The sequence below is a fragment of the Bacillus cereus group sp. N21 genome (assembly GCF_016483395.1).
GTDB classification, from domain to species: Bacteria; Bacillota; Bacilli; order Bacillales; family Bacillaceae_G; genus Bacillus_A; species Bacillus_A pseudomycoides.
In genome coordinates this window covers 1-20,265 of the sequence record NZ_JAEHBX010000019.1, presented here as the reverse complement: position 1 = coordinate 20,265, position 20,265 = coordinate 1, and the positions used below count along the sequence as shown (strand labels likewise).

Below are 20,265 nucleotides of genomic sequence, written 5' to 3'. Positions count from 1 at the left end.
GATGAAATTGATTACATTTCGTCTTCCTTCAGGAGAGATGCGAGCTGGTTGGCTGGAAGGTGACAAAGTAATTGATATGAATATAGCAAGTAATGGCACTCTTCCTTCATCTATGCTTGCTTTTTTAGAGAAAGCAGATGAGTATGTAGAAATAGCCCATGGTATTCGAAAACCAACAAGTGGCATGTACGCTTTGGAAGATGTGCAGCTTTGTGCAGCCATCCCAAACCCAGGTAGTATTCGTGACTTTTATGCATTTGAGCAACATGTCAAAACGGCTCGTGGACGTCGTGGATTAGATGTTGTTCCAGAGTGGTATGATATTCCGGTTTTTTATTTTACAAATCACCGTGCTGTCATCGGGCCAGAAGTTACAGTTTCTTGTCCGAAACAAACTCAAAAGCTTGACTATGAGTTAGAAATCGCTTGTGTTATTGGGAAAGAGGGAAGAAATATTTCGCGTGAACAAGCAGAAGAATATATTTTCGGTTATTGTATTATGAATGACTGGAGCGCAAGAGATTTGCAAGCTGAGGAAATGAAAGTAGGGCTTGGTCCGGCAAAAGGAAAGGACTTTGCTACTTCATTAGGAGCTTATCTTGTTACAAAAGAGGAGTTAGATGTTTATCGCACTGGTGAACGTTATAACTTAGAAATGATTGCCCATGTGAACGGGGAGCTTTTGTCTAAAGGGAATTTCCGAGATATTTACTATACGTTTGCAGAAATGATAGAACGTGCTTCGCAAGATGTTACGTTATATCCAGGAGATGTAATTGGTTCTGGCACGGTTGGCACTGGTTGTATTTTAGAACTTGGTACAGAAAAGTGGTTACAAGATGGTGACGTTGTAGAACTTACGATCACTGGACTAGGTACATTGCGTAACACAGTGAAAAAAGAAACGAAAGCGGGTGATGGGCATGTATTATCGTCACATGGGGGAGCTTCCTCATAAACGACATGTACAATTTCGTAAAGAAGATGGATCACTTTATCGTGAACAGGTGATGGGAACGAAAGGTTTCTCTGGTACACAATCTATTTTGTATCATCATTATATGCCAACTGAAGTAGGATATGCTGCGTTAGCGCATTCTTGTCAGTTACAGTATGAAGAAGATGTGGCGCTTGCTCATCGTCATTTTCGCACGAAAGAGAATAGAAAAACTGGAGATGCGGTAAGTGGGAGGAATTTTATATTAGGAAATGAAGATTTATTAATTGGTGTTGTTAATCCGACAGAAAAAATGGATTATTTTTATCGTAATGGTGATGGAGATGAAATGTTATTCGTTCATTATGGAACTGGGAAAATTGAGACAATGTTTGGAACGATTCATTACCGGAAAGGTGATTATGTAACGATTCCAATCGGAACAATTTACCGAGTTATTCCAGATGAAGGAGAGTCTAAGTTCCTTGTTGTAGAAGCGAATAGCCAAATTACAACACCGCGTCGTTATCGTAATGAGTATGGTCAATTATTAGAACATAGCCCTTTCTGTGAAAGAGACATTCGAGGGCCGGAAAAATTAGAGACATATGATGACAAAGGCGAGTTTGTTGTCATGACAAAGTCGAGAGGTTATATGCATAAACATGTTATGGGACATCATCCTTTAGATGTTGTCGGATGGGATGGATATTTATATCCTTGGGTCTTTAATGTAGAAGATTTTGAACCGATTACAGGCCGTATTCATCAGCCACCGCCAGTTCATCAAACTTTTGAAGGTCATAACTTTGTTATTTGTTCTTTTGTGCCGCGTTTATATGATTATCATCCGGAAGCAATTCCAGCACCGTATTATCATAGTAACGTAAATAGTGATGAAGTTCTTTATTATGTAGAAGGGAACTTTATGAGCAGAAAAGGTGTAGAAGAAGGTTCAATTACACTCCATCCGAGTGGTATTCCACATGGGCCGCATCCCGGAAAAACAGAAGCAAGCTTAGGGAAAAAAGAAACAATTGAATTAGCGGTTATGATCGATACGTTCCGTCCGCTCCGTATTGTGAAACAAGCGCATGAAACGGAAGATGAGAAGTATATGTATAGCTGGATTGAAGAAGGTTCATATACTAAATAAAGTGAAACTTCCATCAGGGGAGGCTCACTGCCCGTAAATAGCGAGATAAAAGAAAGAGGCATGCTCATAAAATGATTATGCCTCTTTCTTTGGTTGGAATCGACAATTTATAGAATATCAAAAATAATTATAAAAAGATATAGGGATATAGTTATATCTATTGTTTGTATATTATTTATCTTTTTATGTCGAATTACGAATTCAATATGGTTAAAAACCCAAATAATGGAAATGATTGTGTGTTGATTGCATTTTATTCTACTAGCTGATGAGATATTTTTCTGCTTATTTCGACAAAAGTATTGACTAAAAAATATGTTATGAGTAAAATAATAAATAATTAAAATTTTCAGAAAATTAAAATTTAGAGGTGCATGCTATGAAGCGAATTTTTCAAAAAAAGCCGATTGCAAAACTAATGCAAGAAAGTAAACAGAAAACATTAGCTAGAACATTGGGAGCATTGGATTTAACAATGCTTGGAATTGGGGCTATTGTCGGGACAGGTATTTTTGTTCTTACGGGTGTTGTGGCAGCGAAACATTCTGGACCAGCTATCATTTTATCATTTGCTATAGCTGCGTTAGCTTGTGCCTTTGCTGCATTCTGTTATGCAGAATTTGCATCTTCTGTTCCGGTTTCGGGAAGTGTTTACACGTATACGTACGCAACGATGGGAGAGGTATTTGCATTTTTAATTGGATGGGATTTAATGTTGGAATATTTATTAGCAACATCTGCGGTAGCCAATGGATGGTCTGCTTATTTCCAATCTTTGTTAAAAGGTTTTGGGATTCATATTCCGACCATTTTATCTTCTGCTCCTGGAACAGGAAAGGGTGGCCTTATCGATTTACCAGCTGTTATTATCATTTTAATTATGACTGCCCTTTTATCTAGAGGTGTACGTGAAAGTGCTCGCGTAAACAATATTATGGTTTTTATTAAGCTAGCAGTTGTATTACTCTTTATCTTTGCTGGTTTTAATTATGTAAAGCCGGAAAATTGGACGCCGTTCATGCCATTTGGTCTTGATGGTGTAATGGCTGGGGCTGCAACGGTATTCTTTGCATTCATTGGATTTGATGCTGTATCAACGGCAGCGGAGGAGGTAAAACGTCCGCAACGCGATTTACCAATTGGTATTATAGCATCATTACTTATTTGTACGATTCTTTATATCGTTGTTTCACTTATTTTGACAGGAATTGTACCTTATGGTCAGCTGAATATTTCTGATCCAGTAGCTTTCGCACTTCAGTTTATTGGACAAGATGGTTTAGCAGGTGTTATTTCGGTAGGAGCAATTACAGGGATTACAACTGTAATGTTAGTTATGATGTATGGGCAGGTTCGTGTTTCATATGCAATGAGTCGCGATGGGTTATTACCAAAGCGTCTTGCGAAAGTTCATCCGAAATTTAAAACACCGTTTTTAAATACATGGACGACAGGAATTATCGCAGCACTTATTTCGGGGCTTATCGACTTAAATGTATTAGCACACCTTGTAAATATGGGAACATTATCGGCATTTGCTCTTGTAGCAGTTGCGGTTATCGTAATGAGAAAAACACACCCAGATTTACCACGTGTTTTTAAAGTGCCACTTGTACCAGTTTTACCTGCATTAACGGTTATCTTTTGTGGATATTTAATGCTTCAATTATCAGGAACCGCATGGATGAGTTTCGGCATTTGGATGGTGATTGGTGTAGCGTTTTACTTCTTATATAGTCGAAAGCATAGTGTTTTAAGTAATAAAAAAGATGAGGAGAATGCAGCGAATTTATAGGAAAAAGATCCGTTCTAAATAGAATAGAACGGATCTTTTATTTTGAAAATTTACATTTTTCTAAAATTAATATAAGATAAGGAGTGGTTGATTAAAGGGGTGTTGTAAATGAAAAAGACATGGCGTGAATTACAAGCAATGGACCGTAATGTGTGGATTCGTTTTATAGGAGAAACACTGAATGGAATTGCAATGATGATGTTAATGCCATTTTTTGCATTGTATTTAAAAGATAAAGTAGATTCTTTATTACAAGTAGGGATTATTATGGCGCTTTCTCCTATTGCGGCAAGCTTTGGTTCGCTTATAGGTGGCCGAATTGCTGATATATATGGTAGAAAACCTATTATGATATTTTCGATGGCAAGTAATGCATTGTTGATGCTCGGTTTTTTATTTATAGAAGGATTTATTCCTTATGCTATTTTGTCTATTTTTTTAGGGTTAAGTAATTCATTATTTCATCCAGCAGCATCGGCGATGGTAGCGGATGTCACAGCGCCTGAAAAGAGGACGGAGGCATACGGTTTATTGCGAATGGGGCATAATATTGGCGCGGCAATCGGACCGATTATGGGTGCTTCTGTAGTTGTACTTTCGAAAAACCTTGTATTTATTATTGCTTCCTCTACAATGCTGCTTTATGCACTTCTTGTGTTAATGCTTATTCAAGAAACGATGCCGAAAACTGCATTGAAAGAGAACGGGAATACGAAAAAGGAAGCAGAATCTGTTTGGAAAGTTGTTTTGAGAGATAAGGTACTTATGATTTATTTATTGGCTGGTATTATTATTTCCATGGGTTTCTCGCAAACAGAAGGCATGCTCCCCCTTCATTTTGATAATGAAATGAAAGAAATCTTTGGGAAAAATAACCCATATCCATATTTAATGGCTTTAAACGGCTTGTTAGTTGTCTTATTCCAATTCCAAATTTCAAAATGGGCAACAGATAAACCAGTTGGAAAGACGATGTTATATGGGGCATGGTTATTTGGAATCGGGCTGTTATTCATCGGTTGGCTTCCAAGGTGGTTTGGTGAATTTGGAACAGAGGGTACGGTTATTTTAATAACATTACTTGTTGTCTATGCGGTATATACGCTAGGTGAAATGATTATGTCTCCTGTACAAATGACATTTGTTGCAAATTTGGCACCAGAGCATTTACGTGGAACATATATGGGGGCGGCAAGTTTGCAGTGGATTACAGGGAATGCGTTCGGCCCGCTTCTTGGCGGACTACTACTTGATCGATCGCTTGGGCATGTATTGTTTACGATTTTAGGAGTGGGGTGTGTAATAGCCGGTCTTGTATATATTTCTTTAGATCACCTTGTAGAACAAAGACAAAAGGGAAATGTGGCGAAACAATCTTCTTAATCAATAGGTGACATACACAAAAAACAGCATTTCTTCATATATATTAGATACATAACTAGATCAAGGGATGACACAGATTTGGTGCAAGAAAAGGATATGAATTTACAATAGCTGTTCGTAAAAATGCAATTGGTGAAACCGTTCTGCCATTTATCCCGCTATTTGCGGGCAGTAAGACCCCCGCCTCAAAATTCAGCAAAAGTAAAGAAGTTAGGTGGGGGGGATTGCCCGTAAAAGCCGGATTCGTTCAACTAATAATCAGTGAGGGATGAAGAAAATCCCCACTGATTAAAGTTTCACTTTATGGAAGTTTCATTTTATCGCGCTATTCGAAGGCGGTAAGACTCCTATTGAGAAAAGTTTTACTTTATTTCAAATAGGAACTGCCTATTTTTATAAAAAGTGCTAAAATAGAAAAATGAAAACAATTGGTTAGGGTGATTTCATTGACGAAAATTAAATTAGGTTTATTATATGGTGGAAAATCAGCAGAGCATCAAGTTTCATTACAAACAGCTCTTGCTGCTATTAAAGCATTAAATCAAGAAAAATTCGAGATTCATCCAATTTATATTACAGAGCAAGGCCAATGGATGCGTGGTGAACGCATTGAAGGTGAAGTAACGAGCGTGCAAGCATTGCAAATGAATGGAGAGGAAAATGCAATTTCTCCAGTATCATTAAGTACAGAAATTATACCTTCTTCTTCTAAGCAAGAAGAGGCAATTGATGTTATTTTCCCGCTGTTACATGGACCGAATGGTGAAGATGGAACAGTACAAGGATTATTAGAGTTAATGAATATTCCATACGTTGGTAACGGTGTATTAGCATCAGCTGCTGGTATGGATAAAGTTGTTATGAAAAATATCTTTGCTGAAGCTGGATTGAAACAAGCGAAGTATGCATCTTTCATTCGCAGTGTATGGGAGAAAAATTGCCAAGCAGCTTATGAAAAGGTAGAAGAAGTATTAGGCTACCCATGCTTTGTCAAACCAGCGAACCTTGGATCAAGTGTTGGTATCAATAAATGTAAAGATCGTGAAGAATTAGAAAAAGCATTTGAAGAAGCGTTCCAATTTGACCGCAAAATTATCGTAGAAGAAAATATTGTAGGTCGTGAAGTGGAAGTTGGCGTTTTAGGTAATGATGAGCCAAAATGTTCTGTTATCGGTGAGATTGTACCGAAGAAAGAGTTTTATGATTATAAATCAAAATACATTGATGGTGATACGGCATTAATTATTCCAGCTGAAGTTACAGAAGAAGAGTCAAAGGCGATTCAAAGAGATGCAATTCGTGCATTCCAATCTTTAGATGGTGCTGGATTAACAAGAGCGGATTTCTTCTTAACGAAAGATGGGGAAGTATATATTAATGAAGTAAATACAATGCCAGGATTTACGCCATTTAGTATGTTCCCGCTGCTATGGCAACACACGGATTTGCCATATCCGAAGTTAATTGAAGAATTGATTCGTTTGGCAATTGAGCGTCACGAAGAAAAGCAAAAAATTAAATATACAATCTAACAAAAAAGGGGGAAGCACTATTCAAGAGAATAGTGTTTCTTCTATGTAAGGAGTGGTATGTATGATGAAACGAACGTTAAAACAAGTAGAGCAAATGGTAATGGGTGCAGGTTTAGCGGGAAAATACGTTAATGAAACTGTACAAGGTGTATCTATTGATACAAGAAAAATTACAACAGGAAACTTATACATTCCGATTCAGGGTGATCGCTTTGATGGTCATTCTTTTGTAGAAAAAGCAATTGAAAATGGCGCTGTAGCTACGCTTTGGAAAAAAAATGTGCAAAATCCTCCTGTGAATATACCAGTGATTTTTGTAGAAGATACACTAGAAGCGCTGCAAACATTAGCAAAAAGCTATCGTGATCAGTTAGATGTAAAAGTTATAGGTGTAACAGGAAGTAACGGTAAAACGTCTACGAAAGATATTGTGACAAGCCTCCTTGCAACAAAATTTAAGGTTCAAAAAACAGAGGGGAACTTTAATAACCATATCGGTTTGCCGCTTACTATTTTAAGCCTAGAAGAAAATACAGAAATGGCTGTATTGGAGATGGGAATGTCGAGCCGAGGTGAAATTGAATTTTTATCTAAGTTAGCTCGCCCGAACGCTGCAATCATTACAAATATTGGGGAAGCACATTTGATGGATTTAGGATCTCGCGATGCGATTGCTGAGGCGAAACTTGAAATTGTTACAGGATTACAGGATGGTGGAGTATTTGTATACAATGGTGATGAACCGCTTTTAACAAATCGTGTTCCGAGCATGAACCTAGCTGCGGAGACAATTACATTTGGTGATGCAAGGGCGAATAATTATTATCCAACATCTGTAACGTTGCAGGCGACAGGAACGTACTTTAAGATGAATCAGGATGAGAATATCGTGTTCTATCTTCCAGTTCTTGGGAAGCATAATGTGTATAATACACTTGCATCAATGGCGATTGCGAAATACTTCGGTGTAACGTGGGAAGAAATGAAGCGAGGTTTATTAACACTTCAAATGACAGGTATGCGAATGGAAATTGTGAAAACAGAAAATGGGTTAACAATTATTAATGACGCATATAATGCAAGTCCAACAGCTATGGAGGCTGCCTTTCATTTAATGAATGGTTTAGACGGATTTTCTAAAAAAATTGTTGTTCTTGGTGATATGCTAGAGCTTGGAGACCAAGAGGTGCAATTTCATTATGAAGTTGGTAAGTTAATTGACCCTGCACGAATCTCCTATGTATTTACGTACGGTAGACTTGGGGCGCAAATTGCTGAAGGAGCAAAAATTAACTTCCCTAATGAACGTGTAAAAGTATATGACAATAAAGAAGAGCTTGTGAAAAATTTACAAGCAGTCGTTGATGTGAAAGACGTTGTATTAGTGAAAGCATCTCGCGGAATGAAGTTGGAAGAAGTTATTACGATGTTGAAATAATTGGTGCGTGTAAATAGGGATGATAGATACAAAAATAGTGAAAACTGCTAATAAGCGCTTACAGTAAAAAATAAAAAAATAAAAGTGAAGAAAAAAGCTCTTTATATGAAATAAGGTAACAGTTGGGTTTGCTTTTTGCACATACAAAACTTATAATTGATAAAGTGTAATAACGTTTAGAAGTATTTTCGCGAAGAATATACGCCCGTTTATATACGTGAGCATTCAGGAAAAGGGCTTTTCCGCAAATTCGGAAAACGCCTTTTTTTAAATGATAAGTATAGGATAGAAAAGGAGAAGTAACATTGACAACATTTCGAGAATTAGGATTAAGTGATTCTTTACTGCAATCTGTTGAAAGTATGGGCTTTGAAGAGGCTACGCCAATTCAAGCTGAAACAATTCCACATGCATTGCAAGGTAAAGACATTATTGGGCAAGCACAAACAGGTACAGGGAAAACAGCAGCATTTGGATTACCACTATTAGATAAAGTGGATACACATAAAGAATCAGTTCAAGGTATTGTTATCGCGCCAACGCGTGAATTAGCAATCCAAGTTGGAGAAGAACTTTACAAAATTGGTAAACATAAACGTGTTCGTATTTTACCAATCTATGGTGGCCAAGATATTAACCGCCAAATTCGTGCTCTAAAAAAACACCCACACATTATTGTTGGTACGCCGGGTCGTATTTTAGATCATATTAACCGTAAAACACTTCGTCTACAAAACGTAGAAACTGTTGTTCTTGACGAAGCAGATGAAATGTTAAACATGGGCTTCATTGAAGATATTGAAGCAATTTTAACAGATGTGCCAGAAACACATCAAACATTATTATTCTCAGCAACAATGCCAGACCCAATCCGTCGTATTGCTGAGCGTTTCATGACTGAGCCTCAACACATTAAAGTAAAAGCAAAAGAAGTAACAATGCCAAACATTCAGCAGTTCTATTTAGAAGTGCAAGAAAAGAAAAAGTTTGACGTGTTAACACGCTTATTAGATATACAATCTCCAGAGCTTGCGATTGTATTTGGTCGCACAAAACGTCGTGTGGATGAGTTATCAGAAGCTTTAAACTTACGCGGTTATGCAGCAGAAGGTATTCATGGTGATTTAACACAAGCGAAACGTATGTCTGTATTGCGTAAATTTAAAGAAGGTTCTATTGAAGTTCTTGTTGCAACAGACGTTGCGGCGCGAGGTCTTGATATTTCAGGTGTAACACACGTATATAACTTCGATATTCCACAAGATCCAGAATCATATGTTCACCGTATTGGTCGTACTGGCCGTGCTGGTAAAAAAGGTATTGCAATGCTATTTGTAACGCCACGTGAATCAGGACAATTAAAAAATATCGAACAGACAACAAAACGCAAAATTGACCGTATGAATGCACCGACACTTGACGAAGCATTAGAAGGTCAACAACGTTTAATCGCAGAAAAACTTCAAAGCACAATTGAAAGTGATAACTTATCATACTACAAACGTATTGCAGAAGAAATGTTAGAAGAAAATGATTCTGTAACTGTTGTAGCAGCTGCTTTAAAAATGATGACAAAAGAGCCAGATACAACACCGATTGCTTTAACATCAGAGCCACCAGTTGTTTCAAGAGGTTCTAAAAAGCGCGGTGGTAACGGAAATGGATACCGTGATGGTAACCGTAACCGTAGTCGCGATGGACGCGGTGGAGATGGTCGTAATCGTGATCGCAACCGTGATGGTCGCAATCGTGACGGTAACCGTGATGGTAACCGTGATGGTAATCGTGATGGTAATCGTGATGGTAATCGTAACCGTGGTCGTAAAGGTGAAGGTCAGGGGCGCCCAGGATCTTCAAATGGACGCGGCGAAAGAAAACATCATAGCCGTAAGCCACAAGCTTAATAAAAAAGAGGATGACCAAAAGGTCATCCTCTTTTTTATTTGTGTAATTGTGCATACTACAAGTAAGTTGTATAGAAAAGAGGGACTTTATGCTTGTAAGACTTGGTTATGTAGCGATGAGTGTACATTTAAACAATGCATCACCATCTCAAACGATGACATATGCACAATTTCAACGTATTAAAGATCGAGAGGCGGCGATTCATAAACTTGAAAGAATTGCTAATTCTAATTTAGAAAATTGTTTACGGTTATTAAAGCATAATAAGGGACATGATATAGCATTTTTTCGGCTTAGTTCAAAGTTAATTCCTCTAGCAAACCATGAAGAATTGTTGGATTGGAATTACATTCGTCCTTTAAAAGAGAAATTAAAAGAAGTGGGTGAGTATGCGCATCGGATGAAGATGAGGATCGATTTTCATCCTGATCACTTTGTTGTGCTAAATTCACCGCAAGAAAATATTTTAAAACAATCAATAAAGACGCTTCAAATGCATCGGAAATTATTGAAAGGAATGGGCATACAGCGGAGTCATCGCGCTGTGTTACATGTTGGTGGTGGATATGATGATAAAGAACTTGCGTTAGAACGTTTCATTGAAAATTGGTCAAATGTTCCTGCAAGTATTCAAGAAATGATTATGTTAGAAAATGATGATACGACCTTTTCATTAAAAGAAACACTATATTTAGGTGAAAAATTGGCAGTTCCAGTCGTGTTTGACCTGCATCATCATATGATGAATAACGATGAAGAAGATTGGTATGAAGATTGGGAGCGTGTAGTAAATACTTGGAAAACATCTTTATTACCAATCAAAATGCATATTTCCAGCCCGAGAGAAGGCAATGATCCTCGAGCGCACGCAGACTTTATTAATGCAGATACATTTCTATCCTTTTTACAGAAAATCAAAGGTAGCGTTTCGCAAATTGATTGTATGATTGAAGCGAAAAAGAAGGATGAATCTTTATTTCGATTAATACGAGATCTTGGTACAAAATCAGAGGTGGAAATGATTGATGGCGGGAGCTTTTATATTAAATAAGCTCTACACCATCGTTTTTTTTTGCTAAAAATGGAGTGCAAATACCACCAATTAGTAGTCCGGTTAAATGGCTAATGGGATTAGCGGACGGATTGAAGAATGTGAAAAGAAGTAATAGTAATATAATTGAAGAAAAGAAAATTAACTCTTTTGGTTGAGAAGACCGATAGCGACTATATAAAAGAAAAAGCTGTGCACCGAGTAATCCGAAAATTCCACCTGATGCGCCGGCATGAACATACCCGATGGGCATAATAATATAAGAGAAAATATTGCCGCTAATGCCAGCAGTAAAAAATAAAATAGGGAATCGAATACTCCCTAGTTGTTTTTCGATAGATTGACCGAGAAGAAATAGACAAATGCTATTGGAAAGAAAGTGCTGAAAGTCTACATGTATAAATAGAGAAGTTATAAATCGCCACCATTCTCCCTTAGAAATATATTCATTGTAAGCAGCTAAAGTAGGGAAGAAAAGATCTCCTATTATCATCATGATTAGTTGCAAGAAAAGTAAAGAGAGAATGACGGGTTGTAAGGTGGTTCGCATATAGGGTATTGGCATTTTATATTTTCACTCCTTTTGCATCAGAAAGATTCTCTGTTATTCTTACAATATGAATGAAGGAATACAAATAGAAGAAGGGGAATTTTGAAATGATTATAGGGATCGGAATTGATATTATCGAACTAAATCGAATTGAAAAAATGCTAGATGGAAAGCTTAAATTTATGGAGCGTGTTTTAACTGAGGAGGAACGTAGTGTTGCTTCTAAATTAAAAGGGAATCGTCTTGTAGAATTTGTAGCGGGAAGATTTGCAGCGAAAGAAGCGTATTCTAAAGCTCTTGGAACAGGTATTGGAAAAGAAGTAAGTTTTTTGGATATTAAAATAAAAAATGATGATAGAGGTAAGCCAGTTCTTATTGCAAATACAGAGCACATCGTTCATCTATCAATCAGTCATAGTAGAGAATTTGCAGTGGCACAGGTTGTTTTAGAAAGCTCGTCACGCTAGTCTGCATATTTTACATCTTTGTCTCATATATTTGATTTAGCGATAAGGAAGAAATATCTTCCATTCATTTATAGGGGCAAAGGGGCTGAAATGATGAAAAGGCGGCTATTTTTAGTTATTGTCGGTTTATTGACCGTTTTCGTGTTAGCGGGTTGTATGGAAAAGAAACAGGAAGACATCGTGCGAGATTTAGAAGCGAAGGTTAAGAGTATGAAGAGTTATCAAGCTGAAGCAAAGTTATCTATTAAAACGGGGAATGAACCACAAGAGTATAACGTGGAAGTTTGGCACAAAGAACCTTCTTATTATCGTGTGAATTTAAAAAACACGAAAAAGGATCAAAGCCAAATTATTTTACGAAATAATGAGGGTGTTTTTGTATTAACACCAGCTCTTAATAAAAGTTTTCGATTTCAAAGCGACTGGCCGCAAAATAGCAGCCAAGCTTATTTGTATGAGTCACTTGTAAGAGATATTTTAAATGATAAGAATCTTTCATTTGAGAAAACGGATAAATATTATGTGTTTAAAACAAAAACGAATTATCACCATCAAAATATGCTGCCGAAGCAAGAGATTAAATTTAATAAAAGTGATTTAGCGCCTGTTTCGGTAAAATTGATGGATAATGATCAAAATGTTCTTGTGAAAGTAGATTTTTCAAAAGTGAAGTTTGATACAAAGTTTGATAAGGGGGCATTTGATACGAAACAAAATATGTCCAGGGCGCAAGTGGATGTGCAAACAACAGCGAAAGAAGATAAGCCATTTGCTATTTTATATCCACGTGATACTCCGCAAGGGATGGTTTTAAATGAAGAAAAAGAGTTAAAGACAGACAGTGGTAAGCGTGCGATACTCACATACACTGGAAATAAGAAATCCTTTACATTGATACAAGAAAAGGCGAAGGTTGCTGAAGCTTCAGCGTCAATAAGTGTAAGTGGAGAGTTAGTCGATCTTGGCTTTACAATTGGTGCTCTAGCGAAAGACTCATTAACATGGTCGCATAACGGAGTGGAATATATGCTCGTGTCTAAAGATTTAAAACCAGATGAGCTGTTAATGGTAGCTCGTTCTGTTGCAGAAAAGCAGGTGAAATAAAGTGGAAATTCCATCAGTGGGGGATTCCAAATTGATGGAAAGTCATCACAAATTAGGCTTTTACGGGCAGTTACTCCCCATCTATTTTCTTTGTTTTTCTCTAAATCTTGAGGGTGGGGTTTTAATGCCTGTGAATAGCGGGATAAACTTTTAAGGCGTGGTGATGTATATGCACCACGTTTTTTCTTGTCTTGAGGAATGGATTTCATAAAAAGACGAATATAAAAGAATGAGCTTCGCATATCGTATATAAGGAAGTGTTTTTTATGGAAAAATCATCGTTTTACCGTGATACGTGGGTAGAAGTAAATTTGGATGCAATTTACAATAATGTAACGCACATTAAAGAAATCATTCCGGAAAGTGTCGAGATTTTTGCTGTAGTGAAAGCGAACGCATATGGACATGACTATGTTCTAGTAGCAAGAACAGCATTAGAAGCAGGAGCAACAAGATTAGCAGTTGCTTTTTTAGATGAGGCACTAGTACTTAGGCGCGCTGGGATTACTGCACCAATTTTAGTAATAGGTCCTTCACCGCCACGTGATGTGAATGTAGCTGCTGAGAATGATGTAGCACTAACTGTTTTTCAAAAGGAATGGGTTGAAGAAGCAGTAGAAATTTGGGATAGCCCGTTCCCGATGAGGTTTCATATTAACTTCGATAGTGGTATGGGTAGAATTGGGATTCGTGAACGTAAAGAGCTAAAAGAGTTCTTACGAAGCTTAGAAGATGCCCCCTTTTTGGAGTTGGAAGGGATATATACGCATTTTGCAACAGCAGATGAAGTAGAGACATCTTACTTTGATAAGCAGTATAACACTTTTTTAGAGCAACTTAGTTGGTTGAAAGCATTCGGGGTGAATCCAACATTTATTCATACGGCAAATAGTGCAGCTACTATGCGATTTGATGGAATTACATTTAATGCAGTTCGAATTGGAATTGCAATGTATGGGTTATCACCTTCTGTAGAAATACGCCCTTATTTACCAATTAAATTAGAACCTGCTCTTTCACTTCATACAACAGTCGCACATATTAAACGAGTCATTAAAGGTGATAGGATTAGCTATAATGTCACATATCGGACGAAGACAGAAGAGTGGATTGCGACAGTACCGATTGGATATGCAGATGGTTGGCTTAGACGACTACAGGGATTTGAAGTGCTCGTTCAGGGGAAAAGAGTTCCTATTGTAGGTCGGATTACAATGGATCAATGTATGTTGCATCTTCCCTGTGAAGTACCACTTGGAACAAAGGTTACCCTGATTGGACAGCAAGGTGATGAGTACATTAGTGCAACTGAGGTTGCCGAGTATTCAAATACCATTAATTATGAGATTATCGCGACAATTAGTTTTCGTGTTCCACGTGTATTCATACGACATGGGGAAGTGGTAAAAGTAATAAACTATTTAAATGATATATAAGCAAACATCTTTGTGATAGTGCCTACTTGCTAGTTATCAATGATGATGGGGGCTCCCGTTCGTGGAAATTTCCCTTCACTTCTTGTTAAAAAGAGATAAAAAGTAAATGAGAGTGAATGTTTTATTTGTGAATTGGAAAACATAAACAAGGAATAAGGAAGTCTTTGCAACAGGCTCCATACAATGGTATTATTACAATAGGTGTCATATATATTTGGGTGTGTAGTTGACGGTGGAGGTGTATTTTTGTGTCCGAATCAAGTGTAACTACTGAAATCGTGGTTCGGTTGCCAAAGCAAGTGGTAACGGAATTGGACGGAATTGGAAAACAAGAGAATAAGAATCGCCATGAACTAATTTGCCAGGCAACACAACTGTTATTGCGTCAACATAAGACGAAGAAACGCTACCAACATGAATCAATGCGACGTGGGTACATTGAAATGGGAAAAATTAATCTTGGTATTGCATCTGAAGCTTTCTTAGCAGAGTATGAAGCAGCTCATACAGTAGAACGCTTAGTTAGCGGGGGGTAATATTTTGATTGTAAAACGCGGCGACGTGTATTTTGCAGACCTTTCCCCAGTTGTTGGTTCTGAGCAAGGAGGCGTTCGTCCGGTTCTTGTCATTCAAAATGACATCGGAAATCGTTTTAGTCCGACTGTGATTGTAGCGGCTATTACTGCACAGATTCAGAAAGCAAAATTGCCCACACATGTGGAAATCGATGCAAAAAAGTACGGATTTGAGAGAGATTCTGTTATCTTGCTCGAGCAGATTCGAACAATCGATAAGCAACGCTTAACGGACAAAATCACTCATTTAGATGAGATGATGATGAGTCGTGTAGACGAAGCTTTACAAATTAGTTTAGGACTAATAGATTTTTAAATCGGCAGTTTAAGTTGCTCTCTTTTAGGGGCAACTTTTTTTATTAGAGGAGGTTTCGGTTGTATATGGGAATGGTAGATAATCGACAAGCGTTAATGAAAATGTTAGTGAAAGAATTAGGCTTTACAGAAAAGCAAGTTCGTCATGTTATTCAATTAACAGAAGAAGGTAATACAGTTCCATTTATTGCTCGTTACCGAAAGGAATGGACAGGTTCTTTAGATGAAGTGCAAATCCGTGCAATCTTAGAAAGATGGCAATATATGATGCAACTTGAAGATCGAAAAGAAGAGGTTCTTCGTCTGATTAATGAAAAGGGAAAATTAACAGAAGATCTGCACCATCATATTGTATCTGCAACAAAGTTACAAGAAGTAGAAGATTTGTACCGTCCTTATAAAGAAAAAAGAAGAACAAAAGCAACAATCGCGAAGGATAAGGGGCTAGAGCCACTAGCTGAATGGTTACTTCTATTTACAAAAGAAGATCCGACAGGTAAGGCAAAGGAATTTGTTAATGCCGAGAAAGAAGTACAATCCGCTCAAGAAGCACTTCAAGGTGCACAAGATATTATTGCAGAACTTATATCGGATAATGCGGCGTACCGCAGCTGGATTCGAAATGTTACCTTTAAAAAAGGAATGATTGCGTCCTCTGTAAAAGATGAAGAAAAAGATGAAAAAAATATATATGAGATGTATTACGGTTATGAAGAGCCACTGCAAAAGATTGTACCTCATCGTGTATTAGCTATGAACCGTGGTGAAAAAGAAGATGTCCTAAAAGCTTCTGTTGTCCCGCCAACAGAAGAGATTGTTCGTTTTTTACATAAAAAAGTAATTCATGATGTTTCTTCTGAAAGTGCAGATTATGTACAATTAGCGATTGAAGACGGATATAAGAGATTAATTCAGCCATCAATTGAAAGGGAAATTCGAAAAGAATTAACTGAAAAAGCAGAAGAACAAGCGATTCATATTTTCTCTGAGAACTTACGTAATTTGTTATTACAGCCACCTATGAAAGGGAAAGTGGTATTAGCGGTAGATCCTGCGTATCGAACAGGATGTAAGTTAGCAGTAGTAGATGATACAGGGAAAGTTCTGCATATTGATGTTATTTATCCGCATCCGCCTGTTCGAAAATATGAAGATGCAAAAGCAAAAGTTGTTTCTATTCTAGAAAAATATCAGGTTCAGATGATTGCGATTGGAAATGGTACAGCTTCTAGGGAAACGGAAGAGTTTATAGTAGATGTCTTACAGGTAGTACCGCAAGATGTATTTTATATTATTGTCAATGAAGCTGGTGCTAGTGTATATTCAGCTTCTGATTTGGCTCGTGAAGAATTTCCGGATTTGCAAGTTGAGGAAAGAAGTGCCATTTCGATTGGAAGACGTCTGCAAGATCCGCTTGCCGAACTTGTGAAAATTGATCCGAAATCAGTTGGGGTAGGGCAATATCAACATGATGTATCGCAAAAGAGATTAAATGAATCATTAACATTTGTCGTGGAAACAGCCGTTAACCAAGTAGGAGTGAATGTGAATACAGCTTCTGTAGCGCTATTGCAGTACGTTTCCGGATTATCAAAAACAGTTGCGAAAAATATTGTAAAAAAACGTGAAGAAGATGGGAAATTTACAAAGCGTACAGAGTTGAAGGGAATACCACGTTTAGGCGCCAAAACGTATGAGCAATGCATTGGTTTCTTACGTATACTAGAAGGTAAAAATCCACTTGATAGAACAAGTATTCATCCAGAGCAGTATAAAAATGTTGAGTTACTATTAAAGAGTTTAGGATTATCGATTGATGATGTAGGACAACCGCACTTACAAAAGTGTTTAGAAGGAGTAGAGCTCTCTAAATTATCTCAAGAGATAAATATCGGTGAGCCGACATTAATTGATATTATAGATGCTTTAATTAGTCCGGAACGAGATCTGCGTGATGAATTACCAAAACCACTTTTGAAAAAGGGAATTCTCAAATTAGAAGATTTAAAGCGTGGCATGGAGTTAGAAGGAACTGTTCGAAATGTTGTTGACTTTGGTGCGTTTGTCGATATTGGTGTGAAACAAGATGGTTTAGTACATATTTCTAAACTTAGCAAACAGTTTGTGAAGCATCCGTTAGATGTGGTGTCTGTCGGACAAATTGTAAAGGTCTGGGTAGATGATGTTGATATGAAAAAAGGGCGCGTTGCCTTAGCAATGTTACCTATTGAATAATAATGGGAAGAGGGCAGGTATGACACTGCTCTTTTTTTATGAACGGATGTTAGTGAAATTTGAATTAGTGGGGGAGCCTTCATCCCCCACTGATATAACGTTCACTTTATCAGGAATTTTGATGTGTTTTGCTATAATAAAACCAGCATTCATTTAGTAACTTAATTTGATACCGGTTTTTTTCGAAATATGCACGTTGCATTTGTTTTCGGAGCCACGTAGGCATAAGAATCCCTCCTTGTTTAATCCGGCTCTAACAAGTAGCCCCCTATACATTGAGATAAGATTCGAAGTAAGTAAAAAGCTCAATTTCGGGAACTGCTTATAAGAGTTTGGTTAGCGAAGTTCTATGGATAGATGAGGAAGAGGATAGTTCATAGAAATTGCACTTTTGAATGAGGATGGGTATATGTACTATTTAATATATGTATAAGAAAGAGGAAAAGTGTAAGTTTATTTTTAGTTTTTGGGGGAATGAAAATGAATGAAAAAGAAGTTCAAAGACTTGTAGAAGAAATATCGTTGCAATATTTCGGTAGGGCTTTTTTACATAAAGCAATGTTCAATAAACGACTACGTACAACTGGTGGGAGGTATTTGTTGCGAAGTCATAATATAGAATTAAACTATCGTTATTATGAAGTGTATGGAGAAGAAGAACTGATTGGCGTTATTAAGCATGAGTTGTGTCATTATCATTTGCATATTATGGGGAAAGGGTACCAACATCGAGATCGAGATTTTCGTCAGTTAATGAAGAAGGTTGGTGCGCCTAGATTCTGTAAGAGAATGAGCGAAGAAGAGAAGGTGATTAAAACTCATATGTATGAATGTATGAGATGTTTTCTTCAATATAGAAGAAGGCGTCAAATAAATACAAAAAGATATGTTTGCGGGAAGTGTAAAGGTAGATTGAAAGAGATAAAAAACACCTTGACAGTTAAAAATCAATCCAGTATATTATAAACATGTCACGTTTGTACAAGAATTTGTATAAACGACTTGACTTATAGTATGAACTTTTATAAGATATAACTTGTCTTTCTTATTCCGCAGTAGCTCAGTGGTAGAGCTATCGGCTGTTAACCGATCGGTCGTAGGTTCGAGTCCTACCTGCGGAGCCATACAGAGAAGTACCCAAGTGGCTCAAGGGGCTCCCCTGCTAAGGGAGTAGATCGCTAACGCGGTGCGAGGGTTCGAATCCCTTCTTCTCTGCCATTCATATTGGCCCGTTGGTCAAGTGGTTAAGACACCGCCCTTTCACGGCGGTAACACGGGTTCGAATCCCGTACGGGTCACCACTTTTGGAGGATTAGCTCAGCTGGGAGAGCACCTGCCTTACAAGCAGGGGGTCGGCGGTTCGATCCCGTCATCCTCCACCATATATAACATATGAATAGTATCGTCGCGGGGTGGAGCAGTTCGGTAGCTCGTCGGGCTCATAACCCGAAGGTCGCAGGTTCAAATCCTGTCCCCGCAACCAATGGTCCCGTGGTGTAGTGGTTAACATGCCTGCCTGTCACGCAGGAGATCGCCGGTTCGACCCCGGTCGGGACCGCCATTTTAACTTCTGCCTTTGAGCAGTTGTTTTTTATTGGTTATTGTGATATGATGATTTTCGTCTTAAAAAACATTATATTTTTTGATGGGCTATAGCCAAGCGGTAAGGCAACGGACTTTGACTCCGTCATGCGCTGGTTCGAATCCAGCTAGCCCAGCCATTTACGAGCCATTAGCTCAGTTGGTAGAGCATCTGACTTTTAATCAGAGGGTCGAAGGTTCGAGTCCTTCATGGCTCACCATTTATAATAATTCGCGGGTGTGGCGGAATTGGCAGACGCACCAGACTTAGGATCTGGCGCCTTTGGCGTGGGGGTTCGACTCCCTTCACCCGCATATGCGGTCGTGGCGGAATGGCAGACGCGCTAGGTTGAGGGCCTAGTGGGGGAAACCCCGTGGAGGTTCAAGTCCTCTCGGCCGCACCAAAGAAAAATAAAAAAGTGCTTGCATTTGAAAATGCAGTGTGATAAGATAATTGAGTCGCTGAAATACAACAACGACAAAACATCGTGAATAAGCGCCCGTAGCTCAATTGGATAGAGCGTTTGACTACGGATCAAAAGGTTAGGGGTTCGAGTCCTCTCGGGCGCGCCATAACGGGAAGTGGCTCAGCTTGGTAGAGCACCTGGTTTGGGACCAGGGGGTCGCAGGTTCAAATCCTGTCTTCCCGACCACGCGGGTGTAGTTTAGTGGTAAAACAAGAGCCTTCCAAGCTCTGGTCGAGAGTTCGATTCTCTTCACCCGCTTTTAGTTCTTTGAAAACTGAACGAAACAAACAACGTGAAACGTCAATTTTTATTTTAGATGCTAGACAAACTAACTTTAT

Annotated in this window: 17 protein-coding genes and 13 tRNA genes; 28 read left to right on the top strand and 2 right to left on the bottom strand. The window is 38.1% G+C overall.

Translation table 11 applies throughout. From position 1 onward, the window contains the following. The first annotated feature begins 1 nt into the window (after position 1). The 8 genes from JDS96_RS13060 to uvsE all read left to right on the top strand — a co-directional run bounded on the left by JDS96_RS13060 (position 2) and on the right by uvsE (position 11,197). Complete coding sequence (locus JDS96_RS13060) at positions 2-958, top strand: fumarylacetoacetate hydrolase family protein (protein WP_199667076.1); 957 nt, start codon at positions 2-4, stop codon at positions 956-958. Further along, positions 924-2,093, top strand: a complete 1,170-nt coding sequence (locus tag JDS96_RS13055) for a homogentisate 1,2-dioxygenase (protein WP_199667075.1) — start codon at positions 924-926, stop codon at positions 2,091-2,093. The genes JDS96_RS13060 and JDS96_RS13055 overlap by 35 nt, the downstream gene beginning before the upstream one ends. A gap of 379 nt (positions 2,094-2,472) precedes the next feature. Beyond that, positions 2,473-3,888, top strand: a complete 1,416-nt coding sequence (locus JDS96_RS13050; RefSeq protein ID WP_199667074.1) for a branched-chain amino acid transporter BcaP — start codon at positions 2,473-2,475, stop codon at positions 3,886-3,888. Between the two features lie 108 nt (positions 3,889-3,996). Next, positions 3,997-5,271, top strand: a complete 1,275-nt coding sequence (locus JDS96_RS13045; RefSeq protein ID WP_018782016.1) for an MDR family MFS transporter — start codon at positions 3,997-3,999, stop codon at positions 5,269-5,271. A gap of 446 nt (positions 5,272-5,717) precedes the next feature. Next, a complete protein-coding gene (locus tag JDS96_RS13040) occupies positions 5,718-6,803 on the top strand; it encodes a D-alanine--D-alanine ligase (RefSeq protein WP_018767130.1) in 1,086 nt (361 codons plus the stop codon). Between the two features lie 61 nt (positions 6,804-6,864). Beyond that, complete coding sequence (locus JDS96_RS13035) at positions 6,865-8,241, top strand: UDP-N-acetylmuramoyl-tripeptide--D-alanyl-D-alanine ligase (RefSeq protein WP_199667073.1); 1,377 nt, start codon at positions 6,865-6,867, stop codon at positions 8,239-8,241. Between the two features lie 305 nt (positions 8,242-8,546). Continuing rightward, on the top strand, positions 8,547-10,145 hold the full coding sequence (cshA, locus tag JDS96_RS13030; RefSeq protein ID WP_199667072.1) for a degradosome RNA helicase CshA: 1,599 nt from the start codon (positions 8,547-8,549) through the stop codon (positions 10,143-10,145). An 89-nt stretch (positions 10,146-10,234) separates the two neighbouring features. After that, a complete protein-coding gene (gene uvsE, locus JDS96_RS13025) occupies positions 10,235-11,197 on the top strand; it encodes a UV DNA damage repair endonuclease UvsE (RefSeq protein ID WP_006093157.1) in 963 nt (320 codons plus the stop codon). On the opposite strand, the gene JDS96_RS13020 is transcribed toward uvsE, so the two are convergent. Then, positions 11,190-11,762, bottom strand: coding sequence for a rhomboid family intramembrane serine protease (locus JDS96_RS13020; RefSeq protein ID WP_018767126.1), 573 nt, complete (start codon positions 11,760-11,762; stop codon positions 11,190-11,192). The genes uvsE and JDS96_RS13020 overlap by 8 nt on opposite strands. 92 nt (positions 11,763-11,854) lie before the next feature. Between JDS96_RS13020 and acpS the strand changes: the two genes are divergently transcribed. The 6 genes from acpS to JDS96_RS12990 all read left to right on the top strand — a co-directional run bounded on the left by acpS (position 11,855) and on the right by JDS96_RS12990 (position 17,879). Further along, a complete protein-coding gene (acpS, locus tag JDS96_RS13015; RefSeq protein ID WP_003194538.1) occupies positions 11,855-12,214 on the top strand; it encodes a holo-ACP synthase in 360 nt (119 codons plus the stop codon). 156 nt (positions 12,215-12,370) lie between these two features. Beyond that, the gene (locus tag JDS96_RS13010) at positions 12,371-13,318 is read left to right on the top strand and encodes a LolA family protein (protein WP_029427332.1); all 948 of its coding nucleotides are present in this window, start codon (positions 12,371-12,373) and stop codon (positions 13,316-13,318) included. Positions 13,319-13,584: 266 nt separating this feature from the next. Then, positions 13,585-14,754 carry an alanine racemase gene (alr, locus tag JDS96_RS13005; RefSeq protein ID WP_199667071.1) on the top strand — a complete coding sequence of 390 codons (1,170 nt, stop codon included), beginning with the start codon at positions 13,585-13,587 and terminating at the stop codon, positions 14,752-14,754. Between the two features lie 248 nt (positions 14,755-15,002). Beyond that, the gene (locus tag JDS96_RS13000) at positions 15,003-15,290 is read left to right on the top strand and encodes an antitoxin EndoAI (protein ID WP_000004571.1); all 288 of its coding nucleotides are present in this window, start codon (positions 15,003-15,005) and stop codon (positions 15,288-15,290) included. Positions 15,291-15,294: 4 nt separating this feature from the next. Continuing rightward, the gene (gene ndoA / locus JDS96_RS12995) at positions 15,295-15,645 is read left to right on the top strand and encodes a type II toxin-antitoxin system endoribonuclease NdoA (protein WP_003194532.1); all 351 of its coding nucleotides are present in this window, start codon (positions 15,295-15,297) and stop codon (positions 15,643-15,645) included. A 65-nt stretch (positions 15,646-15,710) separates the two neighbouring features. Continuing rightward, positions 15,711-17,879 (top strand): Tex family protein, encoded by a 2,169-nt coding sequence (locus JDS96_RS12990; protein ID WP_199667070.1) that lies wholly within the window; start codon positions 15,711-15,713, stop codon positions 17,877-17,879. A gap of 109 nt (positions 17,880-17,988) precedes the next feature. Here the strand turns inward: JDS96_RS12990 and cmpA are convergent, their stop codons facing one another. Further along, on the bottom strand, positions 17,989-18,105 hold the full coding sequence (gene cmpA / locus JDS96_RS12985; RefSeq protein ID WP_017154227.1) for a cortex morphogenetic protein CmpA: 117 nt from the start codon (positions 18,103-18,105) through the stop codon (positions 17,989-17,991). Positions 18,106-18,359: 254 nt separating this feature from the next. Between cmpA and JDS96_RS12980 the strand changes: the two genes are divergently transcribed. From JDS96_RS12980 to JDS96_RS12915, 14 genes are all read left to right on the top strand, one after another. After that, complete coding sequence (locus JDS96_RS12980; RefSeq protein WP_018767122.1) at positions 18,360-18,845, top strand: SprT family protein; 486 nt, start codon at positions 18,360-18,362, stop codon at positions 18,843-18,845. Between the two features lie 83 nt (positions 18,846-18,928). Further along, positions 18,929-19,003: transfer RNA gene (locus tag JDS96_RS12975), tRNA-Asn, on the top strand. A 3-nt stretch (positions 19,004-19,006) separates the two neighbouring features. Beyond that, a tRNA-Ser gene (locus JDS96_RS12970) sits at positions 19,007-19,097 on the top strand. A gap of 8 nt (positions 19,098-19,105) precedes the next feature. Further along, positions 19,106-19,180: transfer RNA gene (locus JDS96_RS12965), tRNA-Glu, on the top strand. 5 nt (positions 19,181-19,185) lie between these two features. After that, positions 19,186-19,261 (top strand) — tRNA-Val (locus JDS96_RS12960). A gap of 24 nt (positions 19,262-19,285) precedes the next feature. Further along, a tRNA-Met gene (locus tag JDS96_RS12955) sits at positions 19,286-19,362 on the top strand. A 2-nt stretch (positions 19,363-19,364) separates the two neighbouring features. After that, positions 19,365-19,440, top strand: a tRNA-Asp gene (locus JDS96_RS12950). Between the two features lie 85 nt (positions 19,441-19,525). Next, positions 19,526-19,600, top strand: a tRNA-Gln gene (locus tag JDS96_RS12945). A 5-nt stretch (positions 19,601-19,605) separates the two neighbouring features. After that, a tRNA-Lys gene (locus JDS96_RS12940) sits at positions 19,606-19,681 on the top strand. A gap of 13 nt (positions 19,682-19,694) precedes the next feature. Next, positions 19,695-19,775, top strand: a tRNA-Leu gene (locus tag JDS96_RS12935). A gap of 3 nt (positions 19,776-19,778) precedes the next feature. Next, a tRNA-Leu gene (locus JDS96_RS12930) sits at positions 19,779-19,864 on the top strand. 92 nt (positions 19,865-19,956) lie between these two features. Beyond that, positions 19,957-20,033 (top strand) — tRNA-Arg (locus tag JDS96_RS12925). Positions 20,034-20,036: 3 nt separating this feature from the next. After that, positions 20,037-20,113, top strand: a tRNA-Pro gene (locus JDS96_RS12920). A 1-nt stretch (position 20,114) separates the two neighbouring features. Beyond that, a tRNA-Gly gene (locus JDS96_RS12915) sits at positions 20,115-20,185 on the top strand. The last annotated feature ends 80 nt before the right edge of the window (positions 20,186-20,265 follow it).